Genomic DNA, 14,125 nt, shown 5'->3' with positions numbered 1-14,125 from the left:
GGTCAGGCGGACGCATCGCGCATGCCTGCCGCAATCCGGTTGATATCCGCGCACTCGATCGTGGCCGGCGGGTTTTCTCTTCCGGCCAGGGCGATCATGGCCATGCCCAGCGCCAGGTTGCTGGTCATCAGCGAGGGCGCGAGCGCACCGGCCAGTTTCATCAACGGTGCGCCGCCCCAGTACAGGGGTTTCAACAGGGCATGCCGGGTACCTGTCCCCGGCACCGGCCGGACCCCGCCCGGACGCAGCATCACCGCGCGCAGCGGCAGCGCCTGCAACGCCCGCTCGGTCTCGCCCTTCACCCGCAGCGGCATCAGCCGGCTTTGCGGGTCCGCGCCTGCGCCGGAGACATACAGGAAGGACCCCTGCGGATTCACCGCAGCCCAGGCGCGGGCCACTGCCAGTGTGGTGTCCAGGGTCACGCGCCGGTACTCGGCCTCGGCAGTGCCAACCGGCGGCGCACCGGCACAGTAGAAGCATGCGTCGTACCCGGCCAGTTCATCACGCTGCGCGTCGATATGCAGGAAGTCCGGGACCACCCGTTCGCTGCCGGGTCCGCGCAGGCTGCCCGGGCGCCGCACCAGCGCGGTCAAGCCGGCAACCTGCGGCGAACGCTGGCAGGCCAGGGCAACGCCCTGCCCCACCAAGCCTGCAGCGCCGGTCAGGAGAATCCGCAATGTCCGTGCCTGAGCCATGGCCAGGGCCGCACTAGAGTTTCACGAACCGCTGGATCTTGCGCGCCAGCCACCCGCTGAACACCAGCGGTGCATCCAGCGCCGACACGCAGATGCACGGCACCCCCGGCGCGGTCACCGGCTGATGCTCCACGTCTTCATCCAGGTCCGCCACGTCGCCGGGTGCGAACAGCCCCAGCGCATCGTTGTAGGAACCGCGCAGGATCTGGGTCAGCTCGCTGCGGCCATGGCTGTGCATGGGCAGGCATTTGCCCGGGGCGATCCTCAGCATGATCAGCGAAGGCATCTGCTCGGCACGGATGCAGTGCACGCCGGGTGCCATCCAGCGCCAACGCAACCCACTGAGCGATGCCCCGAAGTAGGGGTGCAGCGAGGCAGGCAGATGGTCCGGGTCGGCCTCGGGCCGCTCCTTCGGCACGGGACGCGCGGCCTGGTCCATGGCAATCGGCATTTCCGCAGCCAGCTGCATCAGCATGGCCTCGCGCAGCTGTTCGCGGCGTGGATCAGGCGCGGGCGGCTGGGTCTGCTCGAGCAGCACCGAGCCGATCGCCTCGGCCTCGCGCAGGCGCTGGCGGCAGTGCGGGCACTGCTCCAGATGCGTACCAGCGACCACGCTCAGTGGCGCGGGCAGCGCGCCTGCGGCGTAGCTCATCAACGTCGATTCGTGCAGGTGGTGGCGCGGGTTCACAGCGCACCTCCCACTTTGGCCTGCAGCTGCAGGAACGCGCGCCGCAGATGCGACTTGACCGTGCCCAAGGGCATGCCGATCGCCTCGGCGATCTCGCTGTGGCTCTTGGCCTCGAAATAGGACATGCGCAGCAAGCGCGCCTGCACGGCAGGCAGTTCGTTGATGCGCTGGCGCAGCCGGGCCTGGTCGGCAAACTGTTCGGCGCTGCTGCGTTCGATCACATCCAGGGTTGCTGCGTCCTCGACGGCAGCCTGCACCTGCATCCAGCTGCGCTCGCGGCGGATGCGGTCAATGTGCAGGTTACGGGCGATGCGATACAGCCACGTGCTCAGCGCACCCTGCGCGGGATCGAAGTCGGCCGCGCGCAGCCATAGCCGCAGCAGGCTCTCCTGCGCCAGTTCCTCGGCCACCGCGTCAGGCACGCCCAGGCCCCGCAGGTATACGCACAGCCGCGGCATGAAGTAATCATAGATCCGCATGAAACAGTCGCGGTCACGAAGCCGTGCCACGCCGTCCATGTCACCGGCCCAGTTCGTCGGCTCGCTGCTCGGCTGCTGGGAACTGGACACGATGCGTGCGGTATCGAAGTTGAGGGGGTTGCTGGCGGCGTCAGGGTACATCGGCGTTCGCGGCGGGCGGGTGAAGGTCTGTCCTCTGTACGCGCAGGGGCCGTGATTGGATGCAGCCGCTGCAGACGCATCCAACCGCCCATCCCCGCCGTATGACCTCAGCCCTCCTTTCCCGGATGAACGCGATGCGTACCGCCTGGCTGCTGCTGTGCCTGCCCCATGTCGCGCTGGCCGCGCCCTGGCTGCGAAGCGAGGGGGTAGCAACGTCGTCGCGCGGCGACCTGCTCTACCGCGAGGTGCACTGGCGACGCGATGCGGCCGAGGGTGCCGAGCGCTGGGTGCTGTACCAATGCGCGGACGGGCGGCCTTTCGCCCGCAAGCACCTGCCGGCCAGCGCGGACCCACAGGCGCGCGGCTATACCCTGGAGGACCGGCGCAGCGGCCAGAAGGCCGACGTCGAGGCCGCCAGCGGCAGGGTCTCGATCGCGTGGAAGGAGGATGCCGGCAGCCCACCGGTGCAGCGCGAGCTCGACCTGCCGACCGGCGCGGTCATCGACGCAGGGTTCGACGCGGCGGTGCGCCTGCATTGGCAGGCGCTCATGCGCGGCGAGCGTGTGACCCTGCCCTTCCTGGTTCCAGCGCGGCAGCGCTACTTCCCGGTACAGGTAAGGCGCATCGGCCCGCAGCGCTGGCAGGGGATCGATGCGCAGTCGATCGAGGTCAGCCTGGACACCTGGTACGGCGGCATCGCGCCACGCCTTGCGCTGGTATATGCCAGCGCTGACCAGCGCCTGCTGGAGTTCCGTGGCACCAGCAACCTGCGCGATCAACGCGGTGCCTATCCACAGGTGACGGTGCGCTTCATCGCCGCAGCGGCTGGTCGCCCCGCCAGCGAATGGCAGCAGGCCTGGGCGCAGCCGCTGACAGATCGCTGCACCGTTACGGCCAGGTGAAATCTAAATTTCCTGCCGCGCTCCGCATCCAGTGGGCCTTCTGCCGCGTAGAGGAAGACACGAAACCCGCCGAGATCCGCCATGGCCTCTGTAGCGCCCCTCCCCCGTCGACGCTGGCGCCTGCTGCGCACGCTGCAGCGCTGGTTCGATACCGGCAACGCCGCAGAGGCCACCGGCGAGCGGCCGGGGCGGATCGACTGGGTGCGCGCCGTGCCCTTCGTGCTGATGCACCTGGCCTGCATCGCAGTGATCTGGGTGGGCATCTCGTGGACAGCGGTGATCGTGGCTGCAGCACTCTATGCGGTGCGCATGTTCGCCATCACAGCGTTCTACCACCGCTACTTCTCGCATCGCACCTTCCAGGCATCGCGGCCGGTGCAGTTCGTGTTCGCGGTGATAGGCGCCTCCAGCGTACAGCGCGGGCCGCTGTGGTGGGCCGCCCACCATCGCCACCACCACCGTCACGCCGACCAGCCGCTGGACCCGCACTCCCCCCGTGAGGGCGGCTTCTGGCGCAGCCACATGGGCTGGTTCCTGACCCGCGAGGCCTTTGCCACCGACCTGTCGCGGGTGCCCGACCTGGCGAGCTACCCGGAGCTGCGCTGGCTGGACCGCTTCGATACGGCTGTGCCGGTACTGCTGGCCGCAGCGCTGTATGCACTGGGCGCCGGGTTGGAGCGCTGGGCGCCAGGCTTGCATACCTCCGGCTCGCAATTGCTGGTGTGGGGCTTCTTCATCTCCACCATCGTGCTGTTCCACGCCACGGTCACCATCAATTCGCTGGCCCATCGCTTCGGTCGCCGCCGCTTCGAGACCCGCGATGACAGCCGCAACAATCTCTGGCTGGCGCTGCTCACCTTCGGCGAAGGCTGGCACAACAACCACCACTTCTTCCCGGGCACCGTCCGCCAGGGCTTCCGCTGGTGGGAAGTGGACCTGACCTGGTATGGACTGCGCGCGATGGCGGCGCTTGGGCTGGTCAAAGGGCTCAAGCCGATTCCCGAGTGGGTGCTGGCCAAGGCGAGGTACTGACATGCGCATCGCGATCATCGGTTCGGGCATTGCAGGACTGGCCAGCGCCTGGTGGCTGGACGGCGAACACGACGTCACGCTGTTCGAGGCCAACGACTATCTGGGCGGCCATACCCACACCCACGCCGTGCAGGTGGATGGCGTCCGCATGGCGGTGGACACCGGCTTCATCGTGTTCAATCCCCAGCACTACCCGCTGCTGACCGCACTGTTCGACGAACTGGGCGTAGCCTCGCAGCCGACCACGATGAGCTTCTCGATGCACAGCGAGCGCAGCGGCGTGGAGTACAACGCCACCTCGCTGGATGGCCTGTTCTGCCAGCGCCGCAACCTGGTGTCGCCGCGGTTCTGGGGCATGCTGGCCGACCTGCGCCGGTTCTACCGCGATGCCCCCCTGTTGCTGGCAGAAGACGAGGGCCCAACGTTGGGGCAGTACCTGCGCAGCCAGCGCTACGGCGATGCCTTCATCGACGAGCACCTGCTGCCGATGGCCTCCGCGCTGTGGTCGTCCCCGACGGCCACGGTGATGGACTTTCCGGCGCGCTATCTGGCCCAGTTCATGGCCAACCACCAGATGCTGCAGATGACCGGGCGTGCACCCTGGCGGGTGGTGAGCGGTGGATCGGCCCGCTATGTCGACGCCCTGCGCGCCCGCTGGCGGGTGCATGAGCGGCTGGAGTGCCCGGTACAGTCGGTCGAGCGCATGCCGTGGGGCGCTCGCGTGCACAGCGCGGCCGGCGTGGAAGGCTTCGATGAGGTCATCCTGGCCTGCCACAGCGACCAGGCCCTGGCGCTGCTGCGTGACGCCGACCCCATCGAACACGACGTGCTCGGCGCCATCCGCTACCAGGCCAACGAAGCGGTGCTGCACACCGACGCGTCATTGCTGCCGCGCAACCGCAAGGCGTGGGCGGCATGGAATGCCCATGTGCCCCGCGACCCTGCTGCGCCCTGCACGGTCAGCTACTGCATGAACCAGCTGCAGGGCCTGCCCGGCAGCACGCCCCTGGTGGTAACGCTCAACCGCAGCGAGGCAATCGACCCGGGCAAGGTGCTGCGCACCCTGCATTATGCGCACCCGGTGCACGACCATGCCGCAGTGCGCGCGCAACAGCGCTGGGCCGAGCTGCAGGGCCGCCGCCACACCTGGTTCGCAGGCGCCTATTGGGGCTGGGGCTTCCATGAGGACGGCATCCGAAGCGCCCGCCGCGTGGTCGATGCACTGCGCACCTGTGAACCGCACCACGTCATGGCGGCTCCCGGCGAGGTGGCCGCATGAGCGCCAGTGCGCTCTACTTCGGGCAGGTGGCGCACCGCAGGCACCTGCCACACCCGCATGCGTTCCGCTATCCGATCGCACAGCTGCTGCTCGACCTGGATGAACTCGACAGCGTGTTCGCCGGGCGCTGGCTGTGGTCGATCAATCGCCGCAATCTGGCCGAGTTCCGTCGCAGCGACTACTTCGGCGATCCCGCGCGGCCCTTGGCCGATGCAGTGCGCGACCACGTTGCATCAACCCTGGGCTACCGGCCCACCGGCCCGGTCCGCCTGCTCACCCATCTGCGCTTCGCCGGTCACGTGTTCAACCCGGTCAGCTTCTACTACTGCTACCGGGCCGATGGCAGCACGCTGGACTGCATCGTCGCCGAGATCACCAACACACCCTGGAAGGAACGTCACGCCTACGTGCTGCCGGTCGCAACGGCCACGCAGGAAGGCACCTCGCTGCGCTGGCGGTTCGACAAATGCTTCCATGTCTCGCCCTTCATGCCGATGGATTGTCATTACGACTGGCGGTTCAACTGCCCTGATGAGGACCTGCGCGTGCACATGCAGGTCTGGCGCGACGGCGCGCGCCAGTTTGATGCCACCCAGGTCATGCAACGACACCCCCTGGATGGCCGCGGGCTGGCCCGCGTCCTGGCCTGCTATCCACTGATGACCACCCAGGTGGTGGCCGCCATCCACTGGCATGCGTTGCGGCTGTGGCTGAAACGTAATCCCGTACACGACCACCCTACCCTTGCCGAGAAACCGCGATGAATTCGATGATTCCTTCGGTCGCGCTGCCGCGCCCCGGCGCATTGGATGCCTTCCTGCGCCGCCGCCTGCTGGCCCAGCTCGCCCCGATGCGCGACGGCCGCCTGTGCGTGCGCGACGCGCTGGGCGAAGTCTGGTTGGGCGATGCCCGCGGTGAGCTGCATGTCACCGTCACCATCGAGGACCCGGCGTTCTATCGCAAGGTGGCGGCCCAGGGCAGCGTCGGCGCCGGCGAAAGCTACATCCATGGCGAATGGCGCTGTGACGACCTGGTCGCCCTGATACGGCTGCTCGTGCGCAACCGCGATCTGCTCGACAGCATGGAACACGGCCCGGCGCGCGTGGGAGGCTGGCTGCTGCGCGGCTGGAACCGCCTGCGCCGCAACAGCCGTGAAGGCAGCCGCCGCAACATCGCCGCGCACTACGACCTCGGCAACGACTTCTTCGCCCTGTTCCTGTCACCGGACCTGATGTACTCCTCGGCCCTGTTCGCCGAAGAGGGCGAGTCGCTGGAATCCGCCTCGCGGCGCAAGCTGGACCGCATCTGCCAACAGCTGCAGCTCAAGCCGGGCGACCGCGTGGTGGAGATCGGTACCGGCTGGGGTGGTTTTGCGCTGCACGCGGCGCAGCACTACGGCTGCCACGTCACCACAACCACGATCTCCGCCGAGCAGCATGCACTGGCCAGCGAGCGCGTCCGCGTCGCCGGGCTGCAGGACAAGGTCACGCTGTTGATGCAGGACTACCGCGACCTGCAGGGCCAGTTCGACAAGCTGGTATCGATCGAGATGATCGAAGCCATCGGCGCCGAATACCTGGACACCTACATGGCAACGCTGCAGCGCCTGCTCAAGCCCGATGGTGTCGCCCTGCTGCAGGCCATCACCATCGAAGATCACCGCTACGAGCAGGCACGGCGCAGCGTCGACTACATCAAGCGCTATGTGTTTCCGGGCAGCTTCATTCCGTCGATCAACGCGATCATGGCAGCCAAGACCCGATCCAGTGACCTGCAGCTGGTCGCCCAGCAGGATTTCGGTCACTCCTATGCACTGACCCTGCGCGCCTGGCGCCAACGCTTCCTTGCCCAGCTGCCCGCTGTGCAGGCACAGGGCTTTGATACGCGCTTCTGCCGGATGTGGGAGTTCTACCTGGCCTATTGCGAGGGCGGCTTCCTGGAGCGTTCGATCGGCGTTTCGCATCTGCTGCTGGCGCGCCCCGGGCATCGTCCCGCTGGCGCATCGGGTCAAGGCGGCTGAGGTGCGCCGGTTCTGGGCCAATCTGCTTGGCAACCAGCTGGTCTGGCTGTGCGCCGTGGCCGGCGCCGGGCGCGGCTGGCAATGGCCGGCGCTGCTGGCAGCGTCGCTCTACATCGGCAGCCAGCTGCTGACCTCGCCGCAACCTCGGCTGGATCTTCGGCTGATGCTGTTGGCGATGGCCTGCGCGTGGCTGGTCGACGCCGGTGCCGCCGCCAGCGGCACCGTACGCTACGCCGCGGCCCCGCTGGGCTGGACGCCACCCCTTTGGATCATGGCGTTGTGGGCCGCGTTTGCGATGACGCTGACCACTTCGATGCGCTTCCTGCTTCGCCACCCTGCCCTGCCAGCCGCGTTCGGCCTGCTGCTGGCCCCGCTGGCATATCTCTCCGCAGCGCGCGGTTTCGATGCGGTTCGATTCACTACGCCGCTGTGGCAGGGCCTGCTGGTACTGGGGGTGGGCTGGAGCATCGCGCTTTCGCTGCTGTGCATGGCCGCTCGTCGCGGCTCCCGCACCATTCCACCGCCTTTGGCCGGAGCGCCGTCATGATCAATCTGGTGTGGGTACTGCTGTATGCCGTGCTTGTGATGAGCTGGGGCTGGGCCTGGCAGCGGCGCCACCGCAACATCGGCGTGGTCGATGTGCTCTGGGCCAAGGGTGTGGGTGCTTCGGCCCTGTTGCTGGCGTGGCTCGGCGATGGTGCGGCGGCGCCACGCATTGCACTGGGCGTGCTCGGTGGCCTGTGGGGCAGCCGACTGGCACTGCACCTGTGGCATCGGGTCCGCCATGAACAGGAAGACGGTCGCTACCGTTATCTGCGCGAGTACTGGCAAGGGCATCAAGCCAAGATCTTCGGTTTCTTCATGGCCCAGGCACTGCTGGTCGTGCTGTTCGCCCTGCCCTTCGTCGCGGTGGCTGCCAATCCACAGACCAGCATGACGTTGTGGGTCGTGGCCGCCGCACTCGTCTGGCTGCTGAGCGTCGGCGGCGAGAGCCTGGCCGACCATCAGCTGGCCCGGTTCCGCGCGGATCCTGCAAACCAGGGTCGCACCTGCCGCGACGGGCTCTGGCGTTACTCCCGCCACCCGAACTACTTCTTCGAGTGGCTGCACTGGTTCAGCTATGTCCTGCTCGCGGTCGGCTCGCCGCTGTGGTGGCTGGCGTGGTCCGGCCCGCTGCTGATGTATGTGTTCCTGCGCTACCTGAGCGGCATTCCGTTCACCGAAAAGCAGGCGCTGCGCAGCCGCGGCGACGATTACCGCGCCTACCAGCGCAGCACGCCGATGTTCTTCCCCTGGTTCCCTCGTCCTTCCAAGGAGCATTCCGCATGAGCGCGATTCCGTCACTGACCCCGGCCGACGACGCGGAAACCGGGCTGATCGCCTGGGCCGAACGCGGCCTGGTTCCCGATGCCGCGCTGCGCGCCGGCATCCGTCGCCTGTGCGCGCAACGCCTGCACGAGGAAATGCTGGGCGGTATCGAAGCACAGTCCGCACGCTTCAGCCGTCGCATCGCCGAGCTGGCCGACAGCCCGCTCGCGCTGCATACCGACGCGGCCAACCGCCAGCACTATGAGGTTCCGGCGGCCTTCTTCCAGGCCTGCCTGGGCAGGCGCCTGAAGTACAGCAGCTGCTACTACCCAACCGGGCGCGAAACGCTGGACCAGGCGGAGGACGCCATGCTGGAGCTGTACGGCCAGCGCGCCGGACTGGCCGATGGCCAGCAGATCCTCGAACTGGGCTGCGGCTGGGGTTCGCTGACCCTGTGGATGGCCGAGCGCTATCCCACCGCCGCGATCACCGCCGTGTCCAATTCGCACAGCCAGCGCCAGCACATCATGGCGCAGTGCCAGGCCCGGGGGCTGCACAACGTCGAGGTGATCACCCGCGACGTCAACCAGCTCGAGCTGCCAACCGCACGCTTCGACCGCTGCGTCTCGGTGGAAATGTTCGAGCATGTGCGCAACTACGAGCGCCTGCTGGCGCGCATCAGCCAGTGGCTGAAGCCCGACGGCGCGCTGTTCGTGCACATCTTCGCCCACCGCACGCTGATGTACCCGTTCGAGACCGAGGGCGGCGACAACTGGATGGGCCGCCATTTCTTCACTGGTGGCCTGATGCCGGCGGCCGACACGCTGCTGCATTTCCAGCGCGACCTGCGGCTTGACCAGCGCTGGTTGCTGGACGGCACCCACTACCAGCGCACGGCCGACCACTGGCTGGCCAACCAGGATGCAGCACGCGAGGCGGTGATGCCGGTGCTGGTCGCGACCTACGGCCAGGCCGCCGCGAAGATCTGGTGGCAGCGCTGGCGCATGTTCTGGATGGCATGCGCCGAGCTGTTCGGCTACGACGACGGCCAGCAGTGGCTGGTCGCCCACTATCTGTTCCGCCCCCGTTGAGGTGTGACATGCGCATGCGCTCGCTGCTTCCCCTGCTGGCATTGAGCCTGTTTGGTTCCGGCTGCAGTTCCACCGATACCCGTCCCCTGCCCCGCCCGCCCTCAGTGGACGTGCCACGCTTCATGGGCGACTGGTATGTGATCGCCCACATCCCCTCATGGCCGGAGCGCAAAGCTTTCGACGCGGTGGAGAGCTACGCATTGAAGCCCGACGGGCGCATCCAGACCACCTTCACCTATCGCAAGGGCAGCTTCGACGCCCCCCAGAAGTCGATGCACCCTGTGGGACGGGTCGAGAAGGACGGCAACGGCGCCATCTGGGGCATGCAGTTCATCTGGCCGATCCAGGCCGAGTATGTGATTGCTTGGCTGCGCGATGACTACGGCCAGACCATCGTCGCGCGCAGCAAGCGCGACTACGTGTGGTACATGGCACGCACGCCACAGGTGTCCGAGAGCGACTACCAGCAGGCCGTGCAGCGCATCGCGGCCATGGGTTACGACACCGCAAAGCTGAGGCGCGTGCCGCAGTCGGTGCGCTGAGCCATCGGTCATCCCCACGCAGCACCTGCTGACGGCAGGGCGTGTCGACATCTGCTTGCGCCGGATGTCGCATTCATCACCGCTGCCACATCGTTCATCCGGCACGCGCGCAGCCGCTGCCGGAACCGTGCGTACAGACAGCGGCGCCGCCCTTGGCCTGCCTGCAGCAGCTGGCGCCGGGGTCGCGAACGCTCAAGACTCGCCCGCGGCGGCCGCTAATGGCCAATGCAGGGCTGTGCGCGCCGGCCACAATGGCCGGCGATGGGTGCATCCCGGCCGCAGCCGATTTCACAATGGAAGGAACAGGCAGTTGAAGGAAGAACGACGCAACGCGTTGCAGGCCAGTCATCGCGCGATCCTCAGCTTCTGGCACAGGGTTGAGTTCTTCATACCCTACGATCTGCAGGGCCAGGTCCTTGAGTCGAAGGACGCGGACTGGAGCGTACGGCAGCTGTCCAGGGATCAGCTCGAGCGATTGGACCCGAAGGATCTGTGGTCCCCACCCCTGCCATTCGGTCGCAGGCTGAGCGGATTCGATGTCTACCTCGGCATATTCGACAAAGCCCAGCTGGCCGATATCACCCAGCGGGTACTGGCTGAGACGCCAAGCGGAGACGAGTCGCTGGAACAGGACGAACGGGCCGAACTGGAAGGCCTGACCTGCGCGGCCAGCCTGCGGGCAAGCGCCGAGGGCGTGCTGCAGCTGGGTGAAATCTCGGTATCGACCGTTCCGTGGGCACTGGGCACGATCTCCAGGCGTGGCTTGCAGGGCCTGGACTTCGACGCCTTCCAGGCAAGCCTTGAAGCACTCAAGCGCGACGTAGCAACGTTCCGCAGCGCCGCTGCCACCCCCGCCGGACAGGGTGAGGGCCCAACGCCCTGCAGCCCCGACGACCTGTTGCGCCTGCTCGACATCCTGTGCAACTGGTCGGGTCATGACCCTTCCGCGGGCGACGCGTCCGCTCCGCTGCTGGTCATCCGGGCGAAAAGCGTTGAAGACAAGCCGAAGCCGGGACGGGCAGCAAAAGCCACACCCCCAGGGCCGGACAACGAGCCAACGGCGGAAGCGGACGACGCCGAGGACGACGAGGCCCAGCCCGAAGAGGACGCGGAGATCAGCATCCTCAACAGTTTCTTCGTCGAGGATATCGCGCGGGCCATCGGCGCACTCGACCAGGGCAAGGCCAGTGCGCCCCTACGCGCCTATCTGAGCCCATTGCCTGAAAGCCGACGCGAAGACCTTTACACCCCAGAAGGCCATGCGCTGATTGCCGACCGGCTGCGCCCGCGCCACATCAATCGGGGCCACTGGCCCGGCGATCCTGCACACACGATGAGCCTGATGCAGCAGTTCGCTGTGAACAGCATCTTCGAGCAGGTGCGCGATTCAGGCATCTTCTCGGTCAATGGCCCACCCGGAACCGGGAAGACCACGCTGTTGCGTGAGGTCTTCGCTGAGAACATCGTGCGGCGTGCACGTGCATTGTCACAGTACGCGACGCCAGCCGCTGCGCTCGGCCCAGCCCGCGAAGTGAACTTCGAAGGTGAGAAGCCGTGCAGGGTCTCGCCACTGAAGGCCGACCTGACCGGCTTCGAGATGGTGGTCGCATCGTCGAACAATGCCGCCGTGGAGAATATTTCGCGTGACCTGCCGAAGAGCCGGTCACTGGGCAAGCCCGGAGGGTCGCGCTGGCGCAACAGCACAGGGGACGTGACCTTCGACTACCTGCGGCCACTGGCCTGCAACCTGCTCGAATGGAACGGCAGGGGCGCCTATGAACGACCGGCGGCAGACAGCGATGCCTGGGGATTGATCAGCTGCGCGCTGGGCAGGAAGGCCAACCGCGAGGCACTTGTGCGGGCCATCAGCAGGAGCGCCCCAAAAGATGGCAAAACCCCGAAGGGCTACGACCGCGCCCGCCACCAGTCGCTCTGGGAGTGGCGGGACAACCCAGCAGCCATGAGCTTCCAGCAGGCCAGGCAGGCGTTCGGCAAGGCCGATGCGATCGTCAATGGCCTGGTCGAAAAGCTGGATCGGCTTGCCTCGCTCAGCCGTGAAATCAGCGGCAACGATGAGGAGAGCTTCTGCCGGAAAACGACTTCTCAGCTTCGCGATGCACAGCGCGCGCATGAGGAAGCTGCACAGCAGTGCCGTGCACTCGAGGGCCAGCGCAGCAGATCCGATGAACAGCTCGCCCTGCTCAAGGCGCAACGCATCCTGCTCAAGGAAGAGAAGCCTGGCTGGTGGGCCCGCATCTTTGACCGGCAGCGCGCGCACAGCCATGCGGCCGCAATGGTGCAGAACGCAGATCATCAGCACCGATGGACCCAGCGCGGGCTCGAACTCGGGACGCAATGTGATACGGCGCAACAGCACCTGGGCCGAACCGCGAGCACCCTGGCCGAGGCATCGGCCGCCGCGCAGGCACGGGCGCAGCAATGGGCTGGAATGACGCAACAGCTCGAACAACTGAAAGCCGAATTCGGCACCGCGTCCCATCCCGCCAACGCGGCCGAACTGGAAGGTCAGGACTGGCAGATCAAGGGAGTCTGGAACAGCGAGCAGCTCAACGAGCAGCGCGCCAACCTCTTCGTGGCGGCACTGCAGCTTCACCAGGCCTGGCTGCACGAAGTGGTGCAGAAGGGCGGCGGCTTCGCCCAGAACGTCATTGCACTGTGCCACCTGCTGAGTGGCAAGCGGCTGCAGGAGCCACGCGATGCGCTGGCCATCTGGCAGAGCCTGTTCATGATCGTGCCGGTTGTCTCCAGCACGTTCGCCTCGGTCGCACGCCAGTTCCGCCACCTGGGGCCGGACTCGATCGGCTGGCTGTTCATCGATGAAGCTGGCCAGGCCGTGCCGCAGGCGGCGGTCGGTGCACTGCTGCGCTCCAGGCGCGCGGTCGTGGTGGGTGATCCGCTGCAGATCGAGCCGGTGTTCACCGTGCCGGTCAAGTTGCTGCAGGCGCTGGGCCGAACCAGCGCACTGCCTGCAGGCGTGAACGTCTCGCCCGACAAGACCTCCGTACAGGTACTGGCCGACGAGGCCAACCCGCTCGGTGCCCGCATGGAGTCCGGCGGCTCCCCGCTCTGGATCGGCAGTCCGCTGCGCGTGCATCGTCGCTGCGTCGAACCGATGTTCTCCATTGCCAACACGATTGCCTACGAGGGGAAGATGATCTTCTCCAACCCCTGGGAACCCAGTGCGGCGCGGCCACCCACCGACAGCCTGGACATCGGCAGCAGCGCCTGGGTACACGCCCCCGGCCGCACCAGCGACAAGCAGGTCGTGCCGTGCCAGATCGACCTGGTGCAGCAGGCGTTGGCCGCGCTCTACCACAGCACCGGAAGCCTTCCCCCGGTCTACATCATTTCGCCCTTCAAGCGCATCAAGAATGCCCTGCTCGAGCGACTGCGGAGCCAGGACGCCTGGCTTGGCCCGGATGCCCCACCCGGCACGCAGGCGCCACGCACCACCGAACTGCGCACGTGGTGCAGGGAGCGCGTCGGCACCGTGCACACCTTCCAGGGCAAGGAGGAAAGCATTGTCTGGATGGTCCTGGGCTGCGACACGGACACGGTGGGCGCGGCGCACTGGGCCTCCAGCAAGCCCAATCTGCTCAACGTCGCCGTCACCCGTGCCCAGCACCGCTGCTTCCTGATCGGAGACACCGCACTCTGGGGCGGCCTGCGCCACTTCTCAGACGCCCATGCCAAACAGTTGCCCCGCATCACCCCGGCGCAGTTCCTGGGTCGCATGTCGATCCCCCGCGTGCAGACTCGATAGCCCTGCCCTGACGGCGTCAACGACTCAGGTCAGGGGCGCAGGGTCACGCCAGCGTGACGCGTCACATTAATGGTTCCGGCAGCCACGACGGGACGCCTGCAGCACCCCATCCATTTACGTCACGAATGCGTAAGCCCCGGCCGATCAACTGCATCCATCGATCT

Annotated in this window: 13 protein-coding genes; 10 read left to right on the top strand and 3 right to left on the bottom strand. The window is 67.1% G+C overall.

From position 1 onward, the window contains the following. Nucleotides 1–2: 2 nt before the first annotated feature. Genes AC5P5W_RS16945 through AC5P5W_RS16935 form a run of 3 tightly spaced genes read right to left on the bottom strand, consistent with a single transcriptional unit; the run spans nt 3 to nt 2,003 of the window. Nucleotides 3–695: a Rossmann-fold NAD(P)-binding domain-containing protein gene (locus AC5P5W_RS16945; protein WP_032961090.1), complete on the bottom strand. Its 693-nt coding sequence runs from the start codon at nt 693–695 to the stop codon at nt 3–5. A 13-nt stretch (nt 696–708) separates the two neighbouring features. Next, a complete protein-coding gene (locus tag AC5P5W_RS16940) occupies nt 709–1,383 on the bottom strand; it encodes a ChrR family anti-sigma-E factor (RefSeq protein WP_075075968.1) in 675 nt (224 codons plus the stop codon). Then, complete coding sequence (locus tag AC5P5W_RS16935; RefSeq protein WP_142234702.1) at nt 1,380–2,003, bottom strand: sigma-70 family RNA polymerase sigma factor; 624 nt, start codon at nt 2,001–2,003, stop codon at nt 1,380–1,382. Before AC5P5W_RS16935 ends, AC5P5W_RS16940 begins: the two co-directional genes overlap by 4 nt. A 134-nt stretch (nt 2,004–2,137) precedes the next feature. Here AC5P5W_RS16935 and AC5P5W_RS16930 point away from each other — a divergent pair, with 134 nt between their 5' ends. The 10 genes from AC5P5W_RS16930 (at nt 2,138) to AC5P5W_RS16885 (ending at nt 13,961) form a co-directional block, all read left to right on the top strand. After that, complete coding sequence (locus tag AC5P5W_RS16930) at nt 2,138–2,905, top strand: hypothetical protein (RefSeq protein ID WP_069116848.1); 768 nt, start codon at nt 2,138–2,140, stop codon at nt 2,903–2,905. Between the two features lie 81 nt (nt 2,906–2,986). Next, nucleotides 2,987–3,937, top strand: coding sequence for a fatty acid desaturase (locus tag AC5P5W_RS16925; protein ID WP_197574265.1), 951 nt, complete (start codon nt 2,987–2,989; stop codon nt 3,935–3,937). A 1-nt stretch (nt 3,938) separates the two neighbouring features. Beyond that, nucleotides 3,939–5,216: an FAD-dependent oxidoreductase gene (locus AC5P5W_RS16920; protein ID WP_197574266.1), complete on the top strand. Its 1,278-nt coding sequence runs from the start codon at nt 3,939–3,941 to the stop codon at nt 5,214–5,216. After that, a complete protein-coding gene (locus AC5P5W_RS16915; RefSeq protein WP_197574267.1) occupies nt 5,213–5,980 on the top strand; it encodes a DUF1365 family protein in 768 nt (255 codons plus the stop codon). Before AC5P5W_RS16920 ends, AC5P5W_RS16915 begins: the two co-directional genes overlap by 4 nt. Further along, nucleotides 5,977–7,236: an SAM-dependent methyltransferase gene (locus AC5P5W_RS16910; RefSeq protein ID WP_041863424.1), complete on the top strand. Its 1,260-nt coding sequence runs from the start codon at nt 5,977–5,979 to the stop codon at nt 7,234–7,236. Before AC5P5W_RS16915 ends, AC5P5W_RS16910 begins: the two co-directional genes overlap by 4 nt. A 1-nt stretch (nt 7,237) precedes the next feature. Beyond that, nucleotides 7,238–7,783 (top strand): DUF2878 family protein, encoded by a 546-nt coding sequence (locus AC5P5W_RS16905; RefSeq protein WP_197574268.1) that lies wholly within the window; start codon nt 7,238–7,240, stop codon nt 7,781–7,783. Continuing rightward, the gene (locus AC5P5W_RS16900; RefSeq protein ID WP_126412147.1) at nt 7,780–8,565 is read left to right on the top strand and encodes a DUF1295 domain-containing protein; all 786 of its coding nucleotides are present in this window, start codon (nt 7,780–7,782) and stop codon (nt 8,563–8,565) included. Before AC5P5W_RS16905 ends, AC5P5W_RS16900 begins: the two co-directional genes overlap by 4 nt. Further along, nucleotides 8,562–9,635: an SAM-dependent methyltransferase gene (locus AC5P5W_RS16895; RefSeq protein ID WP_014647123.1), complete on the top strand. Its 1,074-nt coding sequence runs from the start codon at nt 8,562–8,564 to the stop codon at nt 9,633–9,635. Before AC5P5W_RS16900 ends, AC5P5W_RS16895 begins: the two co-directional genes overlap by 4 nt. Nucleotides 9,636–9,643: 8 nt before the next feature. Then, on the top strand, nt 9,644–10,177 hold the full coding sequence (locus AC5P5W_RS16890; protein WP_111206860.1) for a lipocalin family protein: 534 nt from the start codon (nt 9,644–9,646) through the stop codon (nt 10,175–10,177). Nucleotides 10,178–10,487: 310 nt separating this feature from the next. Then, on the top strand, nt 10,488–13,961 hold the full coding sequence (locus AC5P5W_RS16885; RefSeq protein ID WP_495221294.1) for a DEAD/DEAH box helicase: 3,474 nt from the start codon (nt 10,488–10,490) through the stop codon (nt 13,959–13,961). Nucleotides 13,962–14,125 lie beyond the last annotated feature (164 nt).

The organism is Stenotrophomonas sp. YJH_SMC_123, assembly GCF_059368215.1.
Note: the sequence above shows the minus strand (reverse complement) of the source record. Positions and strands in the feature narration are given on the sequence as shown.

Coding starts and splice junctions, on each gene's coding strand:
- AC5P5W_RS16945 (WP_032961090.1), bottom strand. CDS start 695: ATGGCTCAGGCACGGACATTGCGGATTCTCCTGACCGGCGCTGCAGGC.
- AC5P5W_RS16935 (WP_142234702.1), bottom strand. CDS start 2,003: ATGTACCCTGACGCCGCCAGCAACCCCCTCAACTTCGATACCGCACGC.
- AC5P5W_RS16930 (WP_069116848.1), top strand. CDS start 2,138: ATGCGTACCGCCTGGCTGCTGCTGTGCCTGCCCCATGTCGCGCTGGCC.
- AC5P5W_RS16925 (WP_197574265.1), top strand. CDS start 2,987: ATGGCCTCTGTAGCGCCCCTCCCCCGTCGACGCTGGCGCCTGCTGCGC.
- AC5P5W_RS16920 (WP_197574266.1), top strand. CDS start 3,939: ATGCGCATCGCGATCATCGGTTCGGGCATTGCAGGACTGGCCAGCGCC.
- AC5P5W_RS16915 (WP_197574267.1), top strand. CDS start 5,213: ATGAGCGCCAGTGCGCTCTACTTCGGGCAGGTGGCGCACCGCAGGCAC.
- AC5P5W_RS16910 (WP_041863424.1), top strand. CDS start 5,977: ATGAATTCGATGATTCCTTCGGTCGCGCTGCCGCGCCCCGGCGCATTG.
- AC5P5W_RS16900 (WP_126412147.1), top strand. CDS start 7,780: ATGATCAATCTGGTGTGGGTACTGCTGTATGCCGTGCTTGTGATGAGC.
- AC5P5W_RS16895 (WP_014647123.1), top strand. CDS start 8,562: ATGAGCGCGATTCCGTCACTGACCCCGGCCGACGACGCGGAAACCGGG.
- AC5P5W_RS16890 (WP_111206860.1), top strand. CDS start 9,644: ATGCGCATGCGCTCGCTGCTTCCCCTGCTGGCATTGAGCCTGTTTGGT.